This is a genomic window from Pseudonocardia adelaidensis, assembly GCF_039543345.1.
In the GTDB taxonomy this organism is placed as follows: Bacteria; Actinomycetota; Actinomycetes; order Mycobacteriales; family Pseudonocardiaceae; genus Pseudonocardia; species Pseudonocardia adelaidensis.
This window is the reverse complement of sequence record NZ_BAABJO010000019.1, coordinates 97,769-118,070: the sequence shown is the minus strand read 5'-3', so window position 1 is coordinate 118,070 and position 20,302 is coordinate 97,769. Positions and strand designations below refer to the sequence as shown.

Annotated in this window: 23 protein-coding genes; 6 read left to right on the top strand and 17 right to left on the bottom strand. The window is 74.8% G+C overall.

Annotation, left to right across the window (positions count from 1 at the left end; all coding sequences use genetic code 11):
- Positions 1-90 precede the first annotated feature (90 nt).
- Positions 91-1,176 carry a M24 family metallopeptidase gene (locus ABEA81_RS24355; protein ID WP_345607627.1) on the bottom strand — a complete coding sequence of 362 codons (1,086 nt, stop codon included), beginning with the start codon at positions 1,174-1,176 and terminating at the stop codon, positions 91-93.
- Positions 1,177-1,223: 47 nt separating this feature from the next.
- Here ABEA81_RS24355 and ABEA81_RS24350 point away from each other — a divergent pair, with 47 nt between their 5' ends.
- Positions 1,224-1,469, top strand: a complete 246-nt coding sequence (locus tag ABEA81_RS24350; protein WP_345607626.1) for a DUF6458 family protein — start codon at positions 1,224-1,226, stop codon at positions 1,467-1,469.
- Between the two features lie 10 nt (positions 1,470-1,479).
- Here the strand turns inward: ABEA81_RS24350 and aroQ are convergent, their stop codons facing one another.
- The 3 genes from aroQ to ABEA81_RS24335 are packed head-to-tail and all read right to left on the bottom strand — an operon-like array spanning position 1,480 to position 3,679.
- Positions 1,480-1,923: a type II 3-dehydroquinate dehydratase gene (gene aroQ / locus ABEA81_RS24345; protein WP_345607625.1), complete on the bottom strand. Its 444-nt coding sequence runs from the start codon at positions 1,921-1,923 to the stop codon at positions 1,480-1,482.
- Positions 1,920-3,014, bottom strand: coding sequence for a 3-dehydroquinate synthase (gene aroB / locus ABEA81_RS24340; RefSeq protein WP_345607624.1), 1,095 nt, complete (start codon positions 3,012-3,014; stop codon positions 1,920-1,922). The genes aroQ and aroB overlap by 4 nt, the downstream gene beginning before the upstream one ends.
- 44 nt (positions 3,015-3,058) lie before the next feature.
- Positions 3,059-3,679: a shikimate kinase gene (locus ABEA81_RS24335; RefSeq protein ID WP_345607623.1), complete on the bottom strand. Its 621-nt coding sequence runs from the start codon at positions 3,677-3,679 to the stop codon at positions 3,059-3,061.
- A gap of 175 nt (positions 3,680-3,854) precedes the next feature.
- Here ABEA81_RS24335 and ABEA81_RS24330 point away from each other — a divergent pair, with 175 nt between their 5' ends.
- Positions 3,855-4,148, top strand: coding sequence for a hypothetical protein (locus ABEA81_RS24330; protein WP_345607622.1), 294 nt, complete (start codon positions 3,855-3,857; stop codon positions 4,146-4,148).
- A gap of 54 nt (positions 4,149-4,202) precedes the next feature.
- Here the strand turns inward: ABEA81_RS24330 and aroC are convergent, their stop codons facing one another.
- Both aroC and ABEA81_RS24320 read right to left on the bottom strand, forming a co-directional pair.
- The gene (gene aroC, locus ABEA81_RS24325) at positions 4,203-5,384 is read right to left on the bottom strand and encodes a chorismate synthase (protein WP_345607621.1); all 1,182 of its coding nucleotides are present in this window, start codon (positions 5,382-5,384) and stop codon (positions 4,203-4,205) included.
- A 13-nt stretch (positions 5,385-5,397) separates the two neighbouring features.
- A complete protein-coding gene (locus tag ABEA81_RS24320) occupies positions 5,398-6,231 on the bottom strand; it encodes an A24 family peptidase (RefSeq protein WP_345607620.1) in 834 nt (277 codons plus the stop codon).
- A gap of 194 nt (positions 6,232-6,425) precedes the next feature.
- Here ABEA81_RS24320 and ABEA81_RS24315 point away from each other — a divergent pair, with 194 nt between their 5' ends.
- Positions 6,426-7,292, top strand: coding sequence for a spermidine synthase (locus tag ABEA81_RS24315; protein WP_345607619.1), 867 nt, complete (start codon positions 6,426-6,428; stop codon positions 7,290-7,292).
- Between the two features lie 35 nt (positions 7,293-7,327).
- On the opposite strand, the gene ABEA81_RS24310 is transcribed toward ABEA81_RS24315, so the two are convergent.
- From ABEA81_RS24310 to shbA, 6 genes are all read right to left on the bottom strand, one after another.
- Positions 7,328-8,692 carry an endolytic transglycosylase MltG gene (locus ABEA81_RS24310; protein WP_345607618.1) on the bottom strand — a complete coding sequence of 455 codons (1,365 nt, stop codon included), beginning with the start codon at positions 8,690-8,692 and terminating at the stop codon, positions 7,328-7,330.
- A gap of 179 nt (positions 8,693-8,871) precedes the next feature.
- Positions 8,872-9,300, bottom strand: a complete 429-nt coding sequence (gene ruvX, locus ABEA81_RS24305; protein ID WP_345607617.1) for a Holliday junction resolvase RuvX — start codon at positions 9,298-9,300, stop codon at positions 8,872-8,874.
- Positions 9,297-11,957 (bottom strand): alanine--tRNA ligase, encoded by a 2,661-nt coding sequence (gene alaS, locus ABEA81_RS24300; protein ID WP_345607616.1) that lies wholly within the window; start codon positions 11,955-11,957, stop codon positions 9,297-9,299. Before alaS ends, ruvX begins: the two co-directional genes overlap by 4 nt.
- Before the next feature lie 110 nt (positions 11,958-12,067).
- A complete protein-coding gene (locus ABEA81_RS24295; protein ID WP_345607615.1) occupies positions 12,068-12,385 on the bottom strand; it encodes a hypothetical protein in 318 nt (105 codons plus the stop codon).
- The gene (locus tag ABEA81_RS24290) at positions 12,382-12,786 is read right to left on the bottom strand and encodes a DUF948 domain-containing protein (RefSeq protein ID WP_345607614.1); all 405 of its coding nucleotides are present in this window, start codon (positions 12,784-12,786) and stop codon (positions 12,382-12,384) included. The genes ABEA81_RS24295 and ABEA81_RS24290 overlap by 4 nt, the downstream gene beginning before the upstream one ends.
- Positions 12,787-12,913: 127 nt before the next feature.
- Positions 12,914-13,546 (bottom strand): RNA polymerase sigma factor ShbA, encoded by a 633-nt coding sequence (gene shbA, locus ABEA81_RS24285; RefSeq protein ID WP_425570648.1) that lies wholly within the window; start codon positions 13,544-13,546, stop codon positions 12,914-12,916.
- Positions 13,547-14,143: 597 nt separating this feature from the next.
- Here shbA and ABEA81_RS24280 point away from each other — a divergent pair.
- A complete protein-coding gene (locus ABEA81_RS24280; RefSeq protein WP_345607613.1) occupies positions 14,144-14,830 on the top strand; it encodes a TetR/AcrR family transcriptional regulator in 687 nt (228 codons plus the stop codon).
- Between the two features lie 3 nt (positions 14,831-14,833).
- Here the strand turns inward: ABEA81_RS24280 and ABEA81_RS24275 are convergent, their stop codons facing one another.
- The 5 genes from ABEA81_RS24275 to ABEA81_RS24255 form a co-directional block, all read right to left on the bottom strand.
- Entirely contained in the window at positions 14,834-15,103 is a 270-nt protein-coding gene (locus ABEA81_RS24275; RefSeq protein WP_345607612.1) for a GlsB/YeaQ/YmgE family stress response membrane protein, read from the bottom strand.
- A 49-nt stretch (positions 15,104-15,152) separates the two neighbouring features.
- The gene (rocD, locus tag ABEA81_RS24270; RefSeq protein WP_345607611.1) at positions 15,153-16,388 is read right to left on the bottom strand and encodes an ornithine--oxo-acid transaminase; all 1,236 of its coding nucleotides are present in this window, start codon (positions 16,386-16,388) and stop codon (positions 15,153-15,155) included.
- Entirely contained in the window at positions 16,385-17,230 is an 846-nt protein-coding gene (gene ddaH, locus ABEA81_RS24265; protein WP_425570647.1) for a dimethylargininase, read from the bottom strand. Before ddaH ends, rocD begins: the two co-directional genes overlap by 4 nt.
- A 160-nt stretch (positions 17,231-17,390) precedes the next feature.
- Positions 17,391-17,612 carry a hypothetical protein gene (locus tag ABEA81_RS24260; RefSeq protein ID WP_345607609.1) on the bottom strand — a complete coding sequence of 74 codons (222 nt, stop codon included), beginning with the start codon at positions 17,610-17,612 and terminating at the stop codon, positions 17,391-17,393.
- Positions 17,613-17,641: 29 nt separating this feature from the next.
- On the bottom strand, positions 17,642-18,097 hold the full coding sequence (locus ABEA81_RS24255) for an Lrp/AsnC family transcriptional regulator (RefSeq protein WP_345607608.1): 456 nt from the start codon (positions 18,095-18,097) through the stop codon (positions 17,642-17,644).
- Between the two features lie 51 nt (positions 18,098-18,148).
- Here ABEA81_RS24255 and ABEA81_RS24250 point away from each other — a divergent pair, with 51 nt between their 5' ends.
- Together ABEA81_RS24250 and ABEA81_RS24245 are read left to right on the top strand one after the other, a co-directional pair.
- A complete protein-coding gene (locus ABEA81_RS24250) occupies positions 18,149-19,369 on the top strand; it encodes an arginine deiminase (protein ID WP_345607607.1) in 1,221 nt (406 codons plus the stop codon).
- Positions 19,370-19,459: 90 nt separating this feature from the next.
- Complete coding sequence (locus tag ABEA81_RS24245; RefSeq protein WP_345607606.1) at positions 19,460-20,299, top strand: hypothetical protein; 840 nt, start codon at positions 19,460-19,462, stop codon at positions 20,297-20,299.
- Positions 20,300-20,302: the final 3 nt, after the last annotated feature.

Sequence of the window (20,302 nt, the reverse complement as noted above, 5' to 3'; positions counted from 1 at the left end):
CGCAGGGTCGATCGCTCTCGTCACGCGCCGGGGGTTGCTCCATGAAGCGGCGCGCTGCAGCGGCGCCGTCGTCCGCGCTCCAGTTTACCGTCAGACCTCGAGCAGCTCGCGCGTGGTGTGGGTGAGCAGCTCGGGGCCGGAGTCCCGCACCGCGAGCGTGTCCTCGATACGCACGCCGCCACGGCCAGCGAGGTAGACCCCGGGCTCCACCGTCACCACCATTCCGGCGGCGAGCGCCCCGGTGCCGGTCTTGCCGACGTACGGCGCCTCGTGGATCTGCAGGCCCACACCGTGGCCCAGCCCGTGCACGAACTCCTCGCCGCGCCCCGCCCGCTCGACCACGCCCCGGGCGGCGGCGTCGACCGCCGTGACCTCGGCGCCGGGCGCCAGCGCCGCCCGGCCCGCCGCCTGCGCCTCGGCGACGAGCGCGTGCAGCTCGCGTTGCCAAGCGGCGGCCCGGCCGAGTACGACGGTGCGGGTCATGTCGGAGTGGTAGCCGTCGACGAGGGCGCCGAAGTCGAGCTTCACCAGGTCGCCCGGCCGCAGCTCGGCCGCCGTCGGCCGGTGGTGCGGCACCGCCGAGTGCGACCCGGCGGCCAGGATCGTCTCGAACGCGGGGCCGGTGGCCCCGTGGGCCCGCATCCGGTCCTCCAGGTCGAGCGCCACCTCCCGCTCGGTGCGCCCCGGGCGCAGCCCGCCCGCGGCGAGCAGGTCGGCCAGCGCGGCGTCGCCCACCGCGCACGCCCGCCGCAACGCCTCGACCTCGTCGGCGTCCTTCACCGCCCGCAGCCCCTGCACGAGCCCGGGCGCCCGGAGCAACGGCACCCCGGCGGCGGCCTCGACCAGCGCCTCGTGCGCGTCGACGGGGACCGAGTCGGACTCGAAGCCCAACCGCTCGACCGAGAGCGCCGACGCCCGCTTGGCCAGCTCCGGCGCGCAGGCCCGGTCGACCACCGCCTCCAGGTCCGGGACCTCGTCCGCGGCCTGCGCGCGGTAGCGGCCGTCCGTGCAGAAGCGGCTCGCGCCGTCGCCGTCCACATGCACGAGCAGCGCCGCGTTGGAGCCGGTGAAACCGGTCAGGTAGCGGACGTTGACCAGGTCGGTGACGAGCAGGGCGTCGACGCCCGCGCCGGGCAGCAGCGCACGCAGGGCCGACCGCCGGGCCGGGAAGGACATGACCCCACCCTATGTGTCTTCCCGGCCCGACCCGGGTAGGTCTCGGCATGAGAATCGGTACGAGCATCGGGCTGATCGCGCTCGGCCTGATCCTCGCCCTCGCCGTGCGAATCGACCTGGGCGGGATCGACCTCGAGCTCATCGGCTGGATCCTGACCATCGTCGGCGTCATCGGGCTGGTCGCGAGCGTCGTGCTGGCCCGCCAGGCCCGGCCCGTCGTGCGGCGGGAGGCCGAGTACCCGCCGCCGCACACCCACCCGCCGGACCCGCGCTACCCGGACCCGCGCTACTAGACCTGCGCTGCTAGACCTCGGCCTGGGTGTGGGCGGCGATCCACCGCAACGCGAGCGGGTAGCCGTCCACACCGAGCCCGACGATCACGCCGGTGGCCACCCCGGAGATGTAGGAGTGGTGGCGGAACTCCTCCCGCCGGTGCACGTTCGTGATGTGCACCTCGATCAGGGGCGCGGTGAGCTGGGCGCACGCGTCGCGCACCGCCACCGAGGTGTGCGTCCACGCGGCGGCGTTGAGCACAACGGGCGCGCCGGCGTCGGCGGCCTCGTGCAGCCAGCCCAGCAGCTCGCCCTCGTGGTCGGTCTGGCGCACCGAGACCTGCAGGCCCAGCTCGGCACCGCTGCGCTTGCACAGCGTCACCAGGTCGGCGTACGTGGTGCGGCCGTAGACGGCGGGCTCGCGGGTGCCGAGCCGGCCAAGGTTCGGCCCGTTGAGGACGAGAACCGTGGTCATACCGGCGCTCCCGTCGACACCGCCGCGTACGCGCGCTCCAGGAGCTCCGGCTCCGGGCCCTCCAGCCGGCCGGGCTTCGCCAGCCCGTCCAGCACCACGAACCGCAACGTGCCCGCCCTCGCCTTCTTGTCCCCGCGCATCGACTCGACCAGCTCGGGCAGCACGCCCGCCACGTAGCCGACGGGCAGCCCGAGCGAGGAGAGCACGGCCCGGTGCCGGTCGGCCGTCGCGTCGTCCAGCCTGCCCGCGGCCCGCGCCAGCTCGGCCGCGAACACGAGACCCACGCTCACCGCGGCCCCGTGGCGCCAGCGGTACTCCTCGCGCCGCTCGATGGCGTGCCCGAGGGTGTGGCCGTAGTTGAGGATCTCCCGCAGGTGCGACTCGCGCAGGTCGGCGGCCACGACGTCGGCCTTCACCCGGATCGAGCGCTCCACCAGCTCCGGGAGCACCGGGCCCGCCGGGTCGAGCGCCGCCGCCGGGTCCGCCTCGATGCGCTCCAGGATCACCGGGTCGGCGATGAACCCGGTCTTGACGATCTCCGCGCTCCCGGCGACCAGCTCCGGCGCCGGCAGCGTGTCCAGCACCGCGAGGTCGACGAGCACCGCGGACGGCTCGTGGAACGCCCCCACGAGGTTCTTGCCCGCCGCGGTGTTGATGCCGGTCTTCCCGCCGACCGCCGCGTCGACCATCGACAGCAGCGTGGTGGGCACGTGCACCACCCGCACACCACGCATCCAGGTGGCCGCGACGAAGCCGGCGAGGTCGGTGACCGCGCCACCGCCGAGCGACACCACGACGTCGGCGCGCGTCAGCCCGATCCGCCCGCAGACCTCCCAGCAGAAGCCGGCGACGGCCAGAGCCTTGCCGTCCTCCGCGTCGGGGACCTCCACGCGGTGCGCGTCGACGCCCGCGCCCTCGAGCTCTGCCCGGACCGCTTCCGCCACGTCGGCCAGCGCGGGCTGGTGCACGATCAGCGCGGCCGCGGCGCCCAGCCCGGTGACGGTGGCCGCCAGCTCCGCGCGGACCCCGCGGCCCACGAGCACCGGGTAGGGCCGCTCGGTGGCCACATCGATCCGCACGGTCGCGCTCACGGCGATCACCCTACTGACGGCCGCCGCGCCGACCGGCGGACGGGTCAGAGGCGGACGGTGGGGTCCGGCAACGCCGCGCCGCCCCGCGGGGTGGGCCGGTCGAGCGGGTCGTCCGGGTCGAGCGGATCCGGCGGCGCCGAGGCGGGGATCTCCCCGAGCGCCTCCAGCACCGCCCGCGCCACCTGGTTGGGGCTGCGCCGGTCGGTGGCCACCTCCACGGTGGCGACCTCCCGGTACAGCGGCGCCCGCGCGTCGAGGAGCGCCTTGAACGTGGCGCGCGGGTTGACGCCCGCCAGCAGCGGCCGTGCCGTGGACATGCCGGTGCGCCGCAGGCCGTCGGCGAGCCCGACGGAGAGGTGCACGACCCGGTGTGCGCGCAACAGCGCGCGGGTCTCGGCGGCGAGCACGGCGCCGCCCCCGAGCGCGAGCACCCCGTCGTGGCTCGCCAGCGCTTCCGCGACGACCTCGCGCTCGATGCTCCGGAACCCGTCCTCGCCGTCCTGGAGGAACAGGTCGGCGATCGGCTTGCCGGTGCGCTCCACGATCATCGCGTCGACGTCGGCGAACGCGACGCCGAGCCGCCGCGCCAGCACCCGACCGACCGTGGTCTTCCCGGCCCCCGGCGGGCCGACGACGACCAGCGTGGGGCGACTCTCGACAGGCACCCGCCCAGCGTAGTGACCGGGGCAGCGGGCCGGCGCAGGCACGTACGGGTGGTCCGCACCCGCTCCCGTCGGCGGCCCGATCGGAGATCAGATATCGTGCGCACGGACCGCGATTCCGCACGATCGGAGCAGCCGTGACCCACCGCGAGAGCGAGCGGCGCAGCGAGGGCGATCGGTGACCCACCCCGACGACATGCCCCTGCCGCCGGACGGGCCCACGCCCGCCCGCGAGCAGCTCCCGCTCCCCCGCCGCCGGCGTCAGTCGCACCTCGAACCGCAGCTGCGCACCCCGGGCGGCACCGGGGCCGGCACGCCGTTCACCGCGTTCGTCGCCGACGGCGACGCCGAGCCCACCGCGACCATCCCGTCCGATCGCCGCGAACGCGGCAGGCCGTCCGGCCGCGCCGCCGCCTTCCACGCGGGAGCCCACCGCGGCCGCGGCACCGCACCCGGCCACGCCGAACCCTGACCGCCGCGCCGGGCGGAGCGCGCATGGCGCCCCGCCGGCTCGGCCTTCGCCGTCTCAGTTCGCGGTGTCGCCCGCGGTGTCGAGGTAGCCGCGCAGGTTGCGACGGGTCTCGGCGAGCGAGTCGCCGCCGAACTTCTCCAGCGCGGCATCGGCCAGCACCAGCGCGACCATCGCCTCCGCCACCACGCCGGCCGCAGGCACGGCGCAGACGTCCGAACGCTGGTGGATCGCCTGGGCGGCCTCGCCGGTGGCGACGTCGACGGTGCGCAGCGCCCGCGGGACCGTGGAGATCGGCTTCATCGCCACCCGGACCCGCACCGGCTCACCGTTGGTCATGCCGCCCTCGATGCCGCCTGCCCGGTTGGACAGGCGCTGCACCGGCTCGCCGGGCACCATCTCGTCGTGCGCCGCGCTGCCCCGTCGCCTGGCCGTGCGGAAGCCGTCGCCGATCTCGACACCCTTCATCGCCTGGATGCCCATGAGCGCGCCGGCGAGCCGCGCGTCGAGCCTGCGGTCGCTCTGCACGTACGAGCCGATGCCCACGGGGAGGCCGTAGGCGATGACCTCGACCACGCCGCCGAGCGTGTCGCCGTCCTTCTGGGCGGCGTCGATCTCCGCGACCATCGCGGCGGTGGCCGCGTCCGTCCAGGCCCGCACCGGGCTCGCGTCGACCCGCTCCAGGTCGCCAGGGCCGGGAACCTCGTCCTCGGGCGCCTCCGCGGCGCCGAGGGCGACCACGTGCGACACGATCGCGACGTCGAAGGCCTGGGCGAGGAACGCCTTCGCCACGGTGCCCAGCACGACCCTCGCCGCGGTCTCGCGGGCGCTGGCGCGCTCCAGGACCGGCCGTGCGTCGTCGAAGCCGTACTTCGTCATGCCGGCGAGGTCAGCGTGACCGGGACGGGGCCGGGTGAGCGGCGCGTTGCGGGCCCGGCCGGCGATCAGCTCGGTATCGACCGGATCGGCCGCCATCACCGTCTCCCACTTCGGCCACTCGGTGTTGCCGATGCGGACCGCGACCGGCCCGCCCTGGGTGACGCCGTGCCGGATCCCGCCGATGACCTCGAGCTCGTCGGCCTCGAACTTCATCCGCGCGCCCCGGCCGTGGCCCAGGCGGCGGCGGGCCAGCTCGGCGGCGAGCTCCTTGGTGGTGATCCCGACCCCGGCGACCATGCCCTCCAGCACGGCGACCAGTGCAGGACCGTGGGACTCCCCGGCGGTGATCCAGCGCAGCACGAGCGCGATTCTCTCACCTCCCCGGACCGCCCGGCCCGACGCCCAGGGCCAGCAGCACGACCGTGACCAGCCAGGTGGCCAGCAGCATCGACGGCCCGTGCGGCACCGCCCGCCCCGTGCGGCGCCACCGCCCCGGCGGTCCGGGCCCTGCGGGGCCCGGACCCGCCCCGGCACGCGCCCGTGCGCACGGGGCGACCGCGGCGAGCACGGTGGTCACCGCGGCGGCCGACGCGGCGTACGCCGCGGTGAACGACGCGGCCGCCACCGCCGCCAGCACGAGTGCGGGCCACGCCACCGCCGCCAGCACCGCGCCCAGCGGGGCGGAGAGCTTCACGTCGCCCGCACCGACCGCCCGGCGGTCGACGAGGTGGAGCGCGACGAGCACCGCGGCGGCCACCGCCGCACCGACCGCGCCACGGACGACCGCTGCCGGGCCCACCGGTAGCAGGAGCAGCAGCGCGACCGGGAACGCGGGCACCGTGAGCGCGTTCGGCAACCGCCGGTGCCGCAGGTCGACCGCTCCGGCCGCGACCGCGAGCCACCCCAGCCCGAGGACGGCGGGCACCCACTCCCCCGGCAAGCCGCCGGCGGCCCACACCGCTCCCGTGGCCGCCCACAGCGCCGCCACCGCGAGCTCGCACCACGGCGGCGGGATCCGCGTACCCCGGCGCAGCCGGCGCAACAACACCCGGGCACCGGCGCCCGCCCACACCCCGGCCCCGGCGGACATCACCACCGGCAACGCGACACCCACCGGCGCCCTACCCGGCAGCGCCTCCTGCAGCAGCGCCTCCTGCAGCAGCGCCTCCTGCAGCACCGCCGCCACCTGCACCGTCGCCTGCACCATCCCGTCCCGCCCTTCCGCGTCCGCTGCCTGCCGTCGATGCTCGGCGTCCGGGCGGCCGCGGCCAAGCGGCGCCGCGGATCTGTGGACGGCCCGACCGCGAGGTGGACAACCGGTGCGCCGCGTGGGCAGGACCGTCGGACCGATGTGCATCCCGCCGGAAGGCAGCGCAGGCGGCGGCAGGGCAGGATCGGGGGGTGCAACGGCGGGAGCTGCGGATGGCGCGGGCGGTCGTCACCGCCGAGGTGGATCACGGCAGGGCCGAGCTCATCGGCGACCCGGACCGGCCCCAGGGCTGGACCCTGCTGCTCGACGGCACGGCGCAGTCGCACGTCGACCTCGACGACCCGACGCACCTCGAGTTCGAGTACGTCCGGCGGCTCGCCCACGTCGCCGACCTCGCGGCCCCGCCCACCGCGCCGCTCCGCACGCTGCACCTCGGTGGCGGTGCGTGGACGCTCGCCCGTTACGTCGCCGCCACCCGCCCCCGGTCTCCCCAGCGGGTGGTCGAGCTGGACGCGGGCCTCGTCGAGCTCGTCTCCTCCCGGCTGCCCGCGGACGACACCGGCATCGAGATCACCGTCGGCGACGCGAGGGCCGCGCTCGCCGGCATGCCCACGGGGTCGGTCGACCTGCTGGTGCTGGACGTGTTCGCCGGCGCTCGCACCCCGGCGCACCTCACCTCGGTGGAGTTCGTGCGCACAGCCGCCGCGGCACTCGCCGGGGGCGGGGTCTACGCCGCGAACGTCGCCGACGGCGGGTCGCTCTCGTTCGCCCGCACGCAGGTCGCGGCGGCCGCCGCGGTGTTCGCCGACGTCGCCGTGCTGGCGGTGCCGCAGCTGCTGCACGGGCGCAGGTTCGGCAACATCGTCCTCGTCGCGTCCGCGAGGCCGTTACCGGTGGGCGAGCTCGCCCGCCGGGCCGCGGGCGACCCGTTCCCGGCCCGGGTGCTCGCGGGCCCCGAGCTGCGCCGGTTCGCGCGCGGGGCCGCCGTGCCCGTGGACGCGGCCGCGACGCCGTCGCCGCTCCCCCCGCCCGGCTTCTTCGGCAGGCCGGCGGACTGAGGCCCCCCGGAACCGGGCGCCTCACACCGAGCGCCTCAGAAGGCGCCGTTCTGCCGCGCCGCCCGCACGTTGGCGTTGTGCTCCTCGATCGTCGCCCCGAAGCACGACGTGCCGTCGGTCTGGCAGCGCACGAAGTACAGCCACGGCCCGGGGGTGGGTTCCAGCGCCGCGGCGATCGCCTCCTTGCCGGGCGCGGCGATCGGCGTGGGCGGGAGGCCTGCGATCGTGTAGCTGTTGTACGGGCCCGGCCGCGCCCGATCGTCCGCCGTGGTGCGCAGCGCCTGCAGGTCCAGCGGGTAGTTGACCATCGAGTCCAGCTCGAGCCGCCGCCCGGCGCCGAGCCGGTTGTAGATCACCCGGGCCACCTTCGGCATGTCCGGGTTGATCGCCTCCTTCTCCACCAGCGAGGCGATCGTGAGCACCTGGTAAGGGCTGGTGCCGATGCTCTGCGCGCCGACGACGAGGCCTGCCGCCTCGAGCCGCGCCCCGGACGTGGCGAGCAGCCCGCGCAGGACGTCGACGGCGGTCTCGCCCGGCGCAACGTCGTACCGCCCGGGCACGAGCAGGCCTTCCAGCCTGCGCCGGGGCTCCGCGGCCGACACGCCCTCCAGCGCCCATTCGGGCACGCCCAGGTCGGCCGGGTCGGTGTCGGTCATGGCCGCGCGCAGCTCGTCCACCGAGACGCACCGCTCCTCGCCGTCCAGTCGGGCGCAGGTGGCCTTCGAGATGAGGCTCAGCACGCCCGGCGCGATCGAGCCGTCGGGCGCCCGCGTGTCGTCGAGCTGCACACCGCCGCGGATGTCCAGCTCGCCGACGCGGGCGGCCGGGTCCAGCAGCATCGCCACGGCCGCTGCCCCCGACATCTGCCGGTGCATCTGGTAGAAGCCCGGCTGCACGGAGCGGATGCGGTCCTCGTCCTCGGCGGCCCGGATGAACGACTCGGGGGCGGCCACCACGCCGTTCTGGGCGAGAACGGCGCCGATCTGCCTGGTGGAGTCGCCGTCCTCCACCTCGATCACGAGGTCGCCCGTGCCGTTCCCCTCGAAGTCGGGCACGGCGAACCAGGTGACGAACGAGTACACGCCGGCTGCCGCGACGCCACCGAGCAGGAGCACCGCGAGCAGGAGCACCGTGGTGCGCCGGCGCTTCTTCCGCCGCGGCTTCGGGGGCGACGTCGGGGGCGCGTCGTCCTGCTCGGGTGCGCGGGGCTCGGGTACGGCCTCGGGGCGCGGGCCGGGCGGGGGCACCTCCCGGCGGGCCGCCCGCGGGCGCTGGGCGGCGTCCGGGGGCCCGGGCGGGCGCAGGCTGCGCGGCCCGACCACCGGCACCGGCTCGGTGGTGGGGCCGGAGTCGTCGACCGCGGCGGGGCGCATCGCCGGGTCCGAACCGTTCCGCGGCATCGGCGGCATCGGCGGCCCTGCCTGCGGCCGCGCCGGCGGGACGGGTCGATGCCCGCGCCGCTCGCCGGTACCCGGGGGGCGGGGCGGCCGTCGGTGGTCCCATCCGTCCGGGTTCACGACACCGGAGAGTAGCCATGGGTCGTCCGGTCGGGCGTCACGGCCCCCGGGCCGCCCCGTGGTCAGCCGCGCGGGTGCGCGTCCAGCCAGCCCTGCAGGATCGCGACGGCGGCGGCCTGGTCCACCACGGCCCGCTGTTTGCGGCCCTTCACGCCCCGCTCGCGCAGCTGCCGGGTGGCCACGACGGTGGTGAACCGCTCGTCGGACAGCTCGACGGGCACGTCCAGCACGCCGCTGAGCGCATCGGCGAAGGCACGAGCGGCCTCCGCGGCCGGCCCGTCGCGCCCGGCGAGGGTGCGGGGCAGCCCGACGACGACCCCGACGGCCTCGTGCTCGGCCACGAGCCCGGCGATCGCCCGCAGGTCGGAGCCGCCGTCGACGTCCCGCGGGACCGTGACGAGCGGGGTGGCCAGCACGCCGTCCGGGTCGCAGACGGCGACCCCGACCCGGACGGCGCCGACGTCGATACCGAGACGGCGTCCGCGGTTCACCTGCGCAGCGCGCGGCGCAGCGCCGTCACGGCCTCGGGGATGCCCGCGGCGTTCGTCCCGCCGCCCTGGGCGAGGTCCGGCTTGCCGCCGCCACGCCCGCCCACGGCGGGGGCGAACGCCGGGATCAGCTTCCCGGCGGCGAGGCCCCGGTCGCGGGCCGCGGCCGTGGTGGCGACCACGAACGACACCTTGCCCCCGTCGGCCGAGAAGAGCGCCACGACGCCGGGGCGGGAGCCCAGCCGACCGCGGACGTCGGAGGCGAGCGCGCGCAGGTCGTTGCCGCCCACGCCGTCCGGGGCGGCGACCGCCACGAGCGCGACCCCGTCGACCTCCTCGGCGCCGTCGGCGAGCGCGCCGGCCGAGGCGAGCACCGCGTCGGCGCGGACCTTCTCCAGCTCCCGTTCGGCCTGCCGCAGCCGCTCGACGACCCCGCCGATGCGCTCGGGCAGCTCCTCCGGCCGGGCCTTGAACTGCTCGGCCAGCTGGGAGACGAGCACGTGCTCCTTGGCGAGGAACCGGAACGCATCGAGTCCGACGAGGGCCTCCACGCGCCGCACCCCGGACCCGATCGAGGCCTCGGACAGCAGCTTGACCAGGCCGAGCTGGCCGGAGCGGTGCACGTGCGTGCCGCCGCAGAGCTCGCGGGAGTAGTCGCCGATCTCGACGATGCGCACCCGGTCGCCGTACTTCTCGCCGAACAGCGCGAGCGCCCCGAGCTTGCGGGCCTCGTCCTGGGAGGTCACGAACCAGCGGACCTCCTCGTCGTTCTGCAGGACGGCGTTCACCTCGTCCTCGACGTCGGTGAGCACGGACGCCGGCACGGCCCCGCCGGGCGAGGTGAAGTCGAAGCGCAGCCGACCGGGCGCGTTGAGCGAACCGGCCTGGGCGGCGGCGTCGCCGAGGTGCTTGCGCATCCCCGCGTGCACGAGGTGCGTGGCCGAGTGCGACCGCGACACCGCGCCGCGACGGGTGGTGTCGACCTCGGCCTGCACGGTCGCGTCGACGCGGGCCTCACCCGCGGTGACGGTGCCCCGGTGCACGATCAGGCCGGTGACCGGCGACTGCACGTCGTCGACGTCGACGGTGAACCCGTCGCCGCGGATCCAGCCGGTGTCGGCCAGCTGCCCGCCGCCCTCGGCGTAGAACGGCGTGCGGTCGAGCACCACCTCCACCTTCGTGCCCGCGCCCGCGGCGGGAACGCCCACCCCGTCGACGACGAGCCCGACGACGCGGGCCTCGGAGGTGAGGTCGGTGTAGCCGAGGAACTCGCTGCCGCCCGCGGCGTCGAGCACGGCCCGGTAGACCGAGGCGTCACCGTGCCCCACCTTGTGCTTGGCGGCGTCGGCCTTGGCGCGGGCGCGCTGCTCCTCCATGAGCGTGCGGAAGCCCTGCTCGTCGACGGCCAGCCCGGCCTCGGAGGCCATCTCGAGCGTGAGGTCGATCGGGAAGCCGTACGTGTCGTGCAGCTGGAACGCCTTGTCGCCGGGCAGCTGGGCGCCCCCGGCCTGCTTCGTGGCGGCCACCGCGGTGTCGAAGATCCGCGAGCCGGCCGTGAGCGTGGCGAGGAAGGCCTCCTCCTCGGCGCGGACCACCGCGGAGATCCGCTCGAAGTCGGTGACCAGCTCCGGGTAGGCCGGGGCCATCGCGTCGCGGACCACCTCGGCGAACGACTGCAGCACGGGCTCGTGCACGCCCAGCAGCCGGGCCGAGCGCACGATGCGGCGCAGCAGGCGCCGCAGCACGTAGCCGCGGCCCTCGTTGGACGGGGTGACCCCGTCCCCGATGATCATCACGCCGGATCGGGCGTGGTCGGCGATCACCCGGAACCGGACGTCGTCGGTGTGGTCGGCGCCGTAGCGGCGGCCCGAGAACTCCTCGGCGCGCGCGATCACCGGCCGGACGAGGTCGGTCTCGTAGACGTTGTCGACGCCCTGCAGCAGGTAGGCGACCCGCTCGACGCCCATACCGGTGTCGATGTTCTTCTTCGGAAGGCTGCCGATCGGCGGGTGCCCCTTCTTCGGGGAGAGCTCACCGCGCTCGTCCTGCATGAAGACGAGGTTCCAGATCTCCAGGTAGCGGTCCTCGTCGGCGACCGGGCCACCCTCGCGCCCGTGCCCGGGCCCGCGATCGAAGTAGATCTCCGAGCACGGGCCACCGGGACCGGGCACTCCCATGTCCCAGTAGTTGTCCTCGCCGCCGCGGCGCTGGATCCGCTCCTCCGGCAGCCCGGCGATGCGGCGCCACAGCGCGATCGCCTCGTCGTCGTCCTGGTAGACGGTGACCCAGATCCGGTCCGGGTCGAAGCCGTAGCCGCCGGCGTCCTGGCTGCCCGTGACCAGGTTCCAGGCGTGCTCGATCGCGCCTTCCTTGAAGTAGTCGCCGAAGGAGAAGTTCCCGGCCATCTGGAAGAACGTGTTGTGGCGGGTGGTCTTGCCGACCTCGTCGATGTCCCCGGTGCGCACGCACTTCTGGATCGACGTGGCTCGCGGGTAGGGCGGCGGTACCTGCCCGAGGAAGTACGGCTTGAACTGCACCATCCCCGCGTTGACGAAGAGCAGGTTGGGGTCGTCGAGGATCAGCGAGGCGCTGGGCACGCGGGTGTGCCCGGCGTCGACGAAGTGGTCGGTGAACCGACGGGTGATCTCGTGGGTCTGCACGGTTGGCTTCCAAGGGTCGAACGGGAGACGGGCGTCCTTGAGGCGGCGCGGCCCAGTCTCCCGCAGCGAACGGGACGCGGAACGGCAGGGGGACGGCGCGCGGTGCGCGGTCAGGCCCCTGCCCTCCGCGCTCGCGCGCGGGGGGACGGCCGGTGCCCGGGCGCCGGCTCCACGAACGCGTCGGCCACCGCCGGCAGCGGGGCTCCGGTGCGGCGTTCCACGAGGTCGGTGAGCTCCCGCTCCCGCTCCGTCATCCCGGCGCGCACCTCCGCACCGAACGCCCCCAGCCCGGCGCCCAGCTCCCGCAGACCGTCGGCGAGGTTGGCGCCGACGCCGGCCGGGGTGAGCGCATGGGCGGCCTCCGACGCCCGCCGCGTGGCGTACACGCCGACGGCGAGCCCCACCCCGAGCCAGAAGAGGCGCTTCACTTCCTCCGCCCCCTCCGGCGGCCGGCGCGGGAGTGGGCACCGGCGTCGCGCCCGGCGCGCCGGGCCTTGATCGCCTTGTTCAGGCCGTAGCTGAACGCCGCGGCCCGGACCAGCGGGCCGCCGAGGGTGGCGGTGAACAGGGACGTGAGCACCGAGACGTTGCTCGACACGGTGCGCGCGCTGGACGTGATGCCGTCGACCCGCTCCAGCTGCGTGTTCACCTGGTGCAGCGTGGTCTGGGCGTCCCGCAGCAGCGGGTCGCCGCCCTCGTGCGCCTTGCGGATGGCGATGGTGGCCTCGTCGAGGGTGCGGCCGAGCTTCAGCAGCGGAACGGCCAGCAGCAGCACGAGGACCACGAAGGCCCCCGCGGCGACGAGCGCCGCGATCTGGCCAGCCGACACGAAGCCTCCCCGGATCCCGCACGGCGCGTCCGTGAGCGCCGCTCTTGATCTCCTCAGGTTACTCCCCGCCCGCAGGCCGTCACCGTCAGGGCTCGCCGGCGCATCCGGTCGGTGACCCGGTGTTTTCTTACTCGTCGTCCGCCTCGGCGCCGTCGTCGACGGCGGCCGCGACGAGCTTGCGCCGCAGCCGGTTGAGCGCCCGGTGCTGGGTGACGCGCACCGCGCCCGGCGTGGAACCGACCGCCAGCGCGGTCTCCTCGGCCGAGAGCCCGACCGCGATGCGCAGCACGAGCACCTCCCGCTGCCGCGGGGTGAGCAGGTGCAGCAGGTCCCCGAGCCGCTCGGTGAGCTCGACCTGCAGCAGGTGGTGCTCCGGCCCGTCGAGGACGAGCGGGGTGTCCGGGATGTCGGCCACGGGCTCGGACCGGTTGCGGCCGATCGCCCGGAACGCGTCGGTGACCTTGTGCGCGGCGATCCCGTAGACGAACGCGCGGAACGACAGCCCGCGCAGCGTGTAAGCGGGCAGCGCGTTGACGACGGCGAGGCAGACCTCCTGCGCGACGTCGTCGGCCGAGCCCATCAGGGTCTCCTGGCGCCCCAGCCGGGCCCGGCAGTAGCGCAGCACGAGCGGGTGGATCTCGGCGAGCAGCCGCTCACGGGCCCGCGGCTCGCCCGCGACGGCGGCCCGGAGCAGGCCCTCCAGCAGCGGCGGGTCGGACTCCGCCACGGTGCCGAGCACCCGCACGGCGAGGTCCGGCAGCGGCGGCGCGACCGGGTCGGCTGCCCGGCCGACCTGCTCGACGGCCACCACGACGTCCGGGACCACGACGTCCGGCACCACGACGTCCGAGGACTCCACGTCGGCGGACACCAGGTCGGCGGCCACCACGCCGGAGGACACCGCGGGGGCGCTCATCGCCCGACTGCCGTGACGAGCGAGGTGGTGCCGGACGTTGCCCCGCGCCGCCGGCGGAAACGGTCGAACAACGGATCGAACGCGTTCATCGGGTTCCCCTCCCCTGCACCTGCGGTCACACCGCGGGCGACGTGCACACCCCCGGTCCACCGGGCGGCGCTACTGCCTTCGTGCGGAGTCGTACTCGGTGTTACTGATCAGCTGCGGCGCTGACCTGCGGTGCTACTGATCTGTGGTGCCCGTGCTGGAGGAGCGGCCGGGGCGGCCGGTGATACCTGCGTCATCCCCCGACTGCAGGCGCCTGCCCGTTCCGGTCCCCTCCGTCCGACCACCGCCGTGCCCTGCGGTGATCGGGTCGTTCGACGTTCAAGCACGGAGTTTGGGTCCAACCCAAGTTGGAGTCAAGAGCAATTCGACCCGAAAGCGGTTACGCTGCGCTCAATGGCAGCCTCCATCGCCGCTGAACCGGACGATCCGCGCGCCCGGGCGGCCCAGACCAAGCGCGACCGCACGCGACGGGCGCTGCTCGATGCCGCCGACGCCACGTTCGGCAGCCGGGGATGGGCGGACACCCGCATGGAGGACATCGCGGCCGCCGCCGGGGTGAGCGCCGCGACGGCCTACAACCACTTCCCGTCGAAGCACGTGCTCGTGGGCTGCGTGTACGAACCGCTGGTGCGTCCGCTGCTCTCCGAGGCCGAGCACGACATCGCCACCGGCCGCCCCGTGGTGGACGCGCTCACCGACCAGATCAGGGCCCTCGCCCGGATCAGCCAGCGGAACCGCAGGCTCACGGCCGCCTTCTGGTCGGCCGTGGAGGAGTACACGATCAAGGTGTCCGGCCCGCCGGACCCGGCCGACGACGTCGACCCGCGCACGCTCGCGCCCGTGCCGACCCCGCTGCGCAAGCTGATCGAGCACGGCCAGCGCACGGGCGAGCTGCGGCCCTTCCCGAGCGCGCTCGACGTGAGCGGGATGATCGTCAACCTGCTGCTGCTGCGCAGCATCAACCGGCAGGACGAGCCCGCGGAGCTCACGGCCGAGCTGCTGCTGACCGCGCTCTTCGGGATGCTGCGCCCCGAACTGCTCGCGGACGCCGGTACCGACGGGCGCCCGTTCCGCCGGTAGAGATCAGGCGCGGTTGCGCTTGCGCCCGGTGATCTGGTTGTAGGCGACCAGCACGATCACCGCACCGATGATCGACCCGATCCACCCGGAGGGCTCGAAGCCGCGCAGCCCACCCGTCAGCAGCCCGAAGATCAGCCCACCGACGACCGACCCGAGGCAGCCGAGGATGATCGTGCGGAGGATCCCGATGTCGTCCTTGCCGGGCACGATGGCGCGCGCGATGAAGCCCGCGATCAACCCGAACACGATCCAGCCCACGATCGTCCAGAACATCCCGGTGCTCCCCTCTCGGCCGTTGCGCCGCCGAGACTACCCGTGAAGATCAGCGGGCGGCGAGCTCGGCCAGTGACTCGGCCAGCGCGCCCACCGCGAAGGCGATCTCCTCCTCGGTCACCACGAGCGGCGGGGACAACCGGACCGTCGAACCGTGGGTGTCCTTCACCAGCACGCCCCGGCGGGCCAGCGCCTCGCTCACGTCCCGGCCGGTGCCCAGGCGCGGGTCGACGTCGACGCCCGCCCAGAGGCCCGCGCAGCGCACCGCCACGACGCCGCGGCCCACGAGGTCGGTCGACCGGGCCTGCAGCACCGCCCCCAGCCGCCGCGCGGCCGCCACCATGCCCTGCGGCCCGTCGTCGGCGAGCAGACGCAGCACCGCACGGCCGACGGCGCACGCGAGGGGATTGCCGCCGAACGTGCTGCCGTGCTGGCCGGGCCGCAGCACCCCGAGCACCTCGTCGTCGGCCACCACCGCCGAGAGCGGCAGGATCCCGCCGCCGAGCGCCTTGCCCAGCAGGTACACGTCCGCGTCGGTCCCCGCACCGCGCGTCGCGAGGACGTGGCCGGTGCGGCCCAGCCCGGACTGCACCTCGTCGGCCACGAACAGCACGCGGGCGGAGTCGCAGATCGCCCGGACGCCTGCCAGGTAGCCCTCGGGCGGCACGACCACGCCCGCCTCCCCCTGCACTGGCTCGAGCAGCACCGCCACGGTGTCGGGGGTGACGGCCGCAGCGAGCGCGTCCAGGTCGCCGTGGGGCACGACGTCGAAGCCGGGGGTGAACGGCCCGAACCCGCCGCGGGCCTCCGGGTCGGTGGAGAAGCCGACGATGCTGATCGTGCGGCCGTGGAAGCCGCCCGCCGCCACGATGATCCGCGCCCGGTCCTCCCGCACGCCCTTGACCTCGTAGCCCCACTTGCGAGCGACCTTGAGCCCGCTCTCGACGGCCTCCGCGCCGGTGTTCATCGGCAGCACCCGCTGCTTGCCGACCAGTGCCGCGAGCTCCGCGCAGAACGGGCCGAGCTGGTCGTTGCCGAACGCGCGGCTGGTGAGCGTGAGGCGGTCGAGCTGGCGGTGCGCCGCCGCGACGAGGTCGGGGTGGCGGTGGCCGAAGTTGAGCGCGGAGTAGCCGGCGAGGCAGTCGAGGTAGTGGCGGCCCTCGACGTCGGTGACCCAGGCGCCGCTGCCCTCGGCCACCACGACGGGCAGCGGGTGGTAGTTGTGCGCGGAGTGCTCGTGGACGAGCTCCTCGTGCACGACCGTCGCCGACTGCATGAGCGTCATGGGCGCACCTCCAACGTGCAGCACTTCGGTCCGCCGCCCCCTCTGAGCAGCTCGGACAGGTCGACGGGCACGGGTGTGTACCCGCGCTCGGACAGCGCGGCGGCGAGGCCCGTGGCCTGCGCCGGGAGCACGACGTGCCGGCCGTCGCTCACGGCGTTGAGGCCGAGCACCGCGGCGTCGGCCGGGTGGGCGACCACCGCGTCCGGGAAGCGCGCCCGCAGCACGTCCTGCGACGCGGCGTCGAAGGCGGCGGGCAGCCAGGCGATGGTCGCGTCGTCGAGCACGGCGACGGCGGTGTCGAGGTGGTAGAAGCGCGGGTCGACCAGCCTGAGCGGAACGACCTCGCGGCCGAGCACGGCGGCGACCTCGGCGTGGGCGCGCGGGTCGGTGCGGAACCCGTACCCCGCCAGCAGGACGTCCCCGACGACGAGGAGGTCGCCCTCCCCCTCGTTCACGAACTCCGGCTCGACGACCGGGTAGCCGGCCGCGGTGAACCAGGCGCCGTACTCGGCCGCCTCCGCCCGGCGCTCGGCGTGGCGGAACCGGGCTCCCAGCACCGTGCCGCCGACGACCGTGGCGCCGTTGGCGGCGTACACCATGTCGGGCAGGCCGGGGACGGGGTCGATCAGGTCGACGCGGTGGCCAAGGTCCAGGTAGGTCTGCCGCAGCGCCTCCCACTGGGCGAGGGCGCGCCCGCGGTCGACGGGCTCGCCGGGGCGCATCCACGGGTTGATGGCGTAGCGGACCTCGAAGTGCGCAGGCCGGCACATCAGGTAGTGCCGGGGACGGGCGACGGGTTCGGGGGCCGCAGCCGGCCGCGGCAGGACGCTGGTCACGTTGATCACGGTAGGAAGCGGCCGGGCGCCCGACAATCGCGAAGTACTGCCCTGTCACGCACGATCGTTGCGTGTTCGGCCCGTCTCCCGCTCGATCCGAGCGCAGTACGCCGAGCGAGGGATCAGGGCAGCGCCGCCGTGCACCCCACGCCGCCGTCGGCGCTGCTCACGAACCGGCCGGCCGGAACCGGCGGGCGCCGTCCCCGCGGACCGTGCCGTCCCAGCGGTAGCGCAGCAGCGTGAACGTCTCCCCGACCAGCCCCGCTGCGGGCGGCGCGGCGGTATCCGGCAGGGCCAGCACGCCCGAGGTCGCGATCGGGTCGTCGTCCGGCACGCGGAACTCGCGGCCGTCCTCGGCCCCACCGACCAGTACGACCAGGACGCTCACGACCCGAGCGTCCCACGCCCGGCCCGCGGTCAGTGCGGCGCCGTCGGGGACGCGCGGCGCAGCAGCGGCGAGAGCACCAGCACCGACTTCGTCCTCGCCACGAACGGCTGGGCCCCGATCTGCTCGAGCACCTGCTCGAAGTGGCGCATGTCGGTGGCGAGGATCCGCAGCACGGCGTCCGCCTCGCCGGAGACGGTGCTGGCGTCGACGACCTCGGGGAAGCGGTCCACGGCCGACCGGATCACGCCCGGGGCGGTGCTGTTGCGGCAGTACAGCTCGACGTAGCCCTCGACCGCCCAGCCCAGCGCGCCGGGGTCGAGCCGCACGGTGAACCCGGTGATCGCGCCGCCCGCCCGCAGCCGGTCGACCCGCCGCTTCACCGCCGACGCGGACAGGCCGACCCGTGCGCCCAGCTCGGCGTAGCTGCGGCGGGCGTCCTCGACCAGCAGCGCGATGATGTCGGAGTCCAGGCGGTCCAGCTGCACGGCGCCCATCGTCCCCCCAGGGTGGCGCCCCGACGCGGCAGGATGGCGGCCATGTACCGCGTGGACTCCGAGGTGGGCGTGCTGCGTCAGGTGATCCTGCACCGGCCTGGCCTGGAGCTGAAACGGCTCACGCCGGGCAACAAGGACCGCCTGCTCTTCGACGACGTGCTGTGGGTGGCGCGAGCGCAGGAGGAGCACGACCACTTCGCGGCGCTGCTGCGGGAGCGGGGCGTCACCGTGCACCTGTTCGGCGAGCTCCTGCGCACCACGCTGGACATCCCGGAGGCGCGCAAGTACGTGCTGGACCGGATCTTCGACGACCGGGTGTACGGGCCGCTCGCCATCGACGCGCTGCGCAACTGCTTCGATGCGATGGACCCCGACACGCTCACCGACCACCTGGTCGGGGGGATCACCAAGCGGGAGGTGCTCGACCGGATCCCGGAGCCGCGCTCGATCGCCTTCCACGTGCTCGAACCCGACGACTTCGTGCTCGAGCCGCTCCCCAACCACCTCTACACCCGCGACACGTCGGCGTGGATCTACGGCGGCGTCGCGGTCAACAGCATGCGCAAGAAGGCCCGCATGCGCGAGACCGTGCACTACGAGGCCGTCTACCGCTGGCACCCGCTGTTCGCGGGCGCGGGCTACGCGGTCTGGTCCGCCGGCGCGGCGAACGGGCCTGCCACCACCGAGGGCGGCGACATGCTCGTTCTCGGCGAGGGAGCGGTGCTGATCGGCCTGTCCGAGCGCACCACCCCGCAGGGGGTGGAGCGGCTCGCGCGGCGCCTGTTCGCCGGCGGCGAGGTGGACCGCATCGTGGCGCTGCGGATGCCGCAGGCACGGGCGTTCATGCACCTCGACACGGTGCTCACGATGGTGGACCCGGAGACCTTCACGCAGTACGCGGGGCTCGGGATGCTGCCCGCGTACACGATCCGGCCCGGCGACACCGAGAAGGAGCTGGACCTGGTCGACCACCCGCCCGAGGACATGCACCGCGCGATCGCCGACGTGCTCGGGCTCCCGGCGATCCGCGTGCTCACCCCGGTGCAGGACGTGCACTCCGCGGAACGCGAGCAGTGGGACGACGGGTGCAACACGCTCGCCGTCGCCCCCGGGATCGTGGTCACCTACGAGCGCACCGTCACCACGAACCGCTTCCTGCGCCGGGCCGGCATCGAGGTGGTCGACATCCCCGGGGGAGAGCTCGGCCGTGGCCGCGGCGGGCCCCGGTGCATGAGCTGCCCGGTCCTGCGGGATCCCGCGTGACACCCTGACGGGTGATCATCCACCACCCGGGCGCGGCACGGACCGGCCGAACCGGCGCGGACGCGCGCCGTGTCGCGCAGGATGCGGAGCGTGATCTCCTGGTGTGCAGCCGCCCTCGCCGCGTTCGTCGCCACGTCGATCCCCACCGTGGCGGGTCCCGTCGCACCCGCGGCCTCGACCGCGCAGGCCGACGGGCCCGGGCGGATCGCCCTGGCGGCCGACGGGAACCAGCACGACGAGGACGACTGGGCGTCGTCGGCGATGACCCTGGCGATCATCGCCCAGCGGGGGCTGCAGAAGAACGTCGTGAACTACATCTACGACAACCACATCTGGGACTCCGACCCCGAGCACCGCGAGAACATGACCGAGAGCGTCCTCGGCGCGGGTGAGCGGTTCGGCTTCGACACCTCCCGCTTCTACGACGGCGCCGACCCGGAGGGGCTGGCCAGGGGCGTCGCCGCCCTGACCGCCGAGATCAACGCCTCCGGCCCCGGCAACGAGCTGACGATCGTGCTCGCCGGGCCGATGGAGACCACGTGGATGGCCCTCGACAAGGCGTCGCCGCAGGCCCGGCGGCACGTCAGGTGCGTGTCCCACGGCAAGGGGAGCTTCAACCAGACCCACGGCAAGTCCGACCACGGCGGCCACGACTACGACGACGTGATCGGCCTGGGCTGCCAGCGCGTCCAGATCCCCGACCAGAACGGCAACCTCGGTCCCACCGACCTGTCCGACTGGGACTACCTGAAGAAGCTCGGCCCGGACATGCAGTGGCTGTACTCCCGGCTCGAGCTGGCGGAGAAGGGGGACGTGTCCGACGCGGGCATGGCCTACTTCGTGATCACCGGGGAGAAGCAGGTCTCGCGGTCGGAGCTGCGGAAGTTCCTCTCGACCCCGCGCGTCCCCTCCGGAGCCGTGGCGGTGTAGCAA

Bases quoted from the DNA above. Each gene is read 5' to 3' on its own strand.
- rocD (WP_345607611.1), bottom strand. From the start codon at position 16,388: ATGACGCTCATGCAGTCGGCGACGGTCGTGCACGAGGAGCTCGTCCAC.
- ABEA81_RS24310 (WP_345607618.1), bottom strand. From the start codon at position 8,692: ATGCCGCGGAACGGTTCGGACCCGGCGATGCGCCCCGCCGCGGTCGAC.
- ABEA81_RS24275 (WP_345607612.1), bottom strand. From the start codon at position 15,103: ATGTTCTGGACGATCGTGGGCTGGATCGTGTTCGGGTTGATCGCGGGC.
- ABEA81_RS24320 (WP_345607620.1), bottom strand. From the start codon at position 6,231: ATGGTGCAGGCGACGGTGCAGGTGGCGGCGGTGCTGCAGGAGGCGCTG.
- ABEA81_RS24350 (WP_345607626.1), top strand. From the start codon at position 1,224: ATGAGAATCGGTACGAGCATCGGGCTGATCGCGCTCGGCCTGATCCTC.
- ABEA81_RS24355 (WP_345607627.1), bottom strand. From the start codon at position 1,176: ATGTCCTTCCCGGCCCGGCGGTCGGCCCTGCGTGCGCTGCTGCCCGGC.
- aroQ (WP_345607625.1), bottom strand. From the start codon at position 1,923: ATGACCACGGTTCTCGTCCTCAACGGGCCGAACCTTGGCCGGCTCGGC.
- ABEA81_RS24250 (WP_345607607.1), top strand. From the start codon at position 18,149: ATGTACCGCGTGGACTCCGAGGTGGGCGTGCTGCGTCAGGTGATCCTG.
- ABEA81_RS24280 (WP_345607613.1), top strand. From the start codon at position 14,144: ATGGCAGCCTCCATCGCCGCTGAACCGGACGATCCGCGCGCCCGGGCG.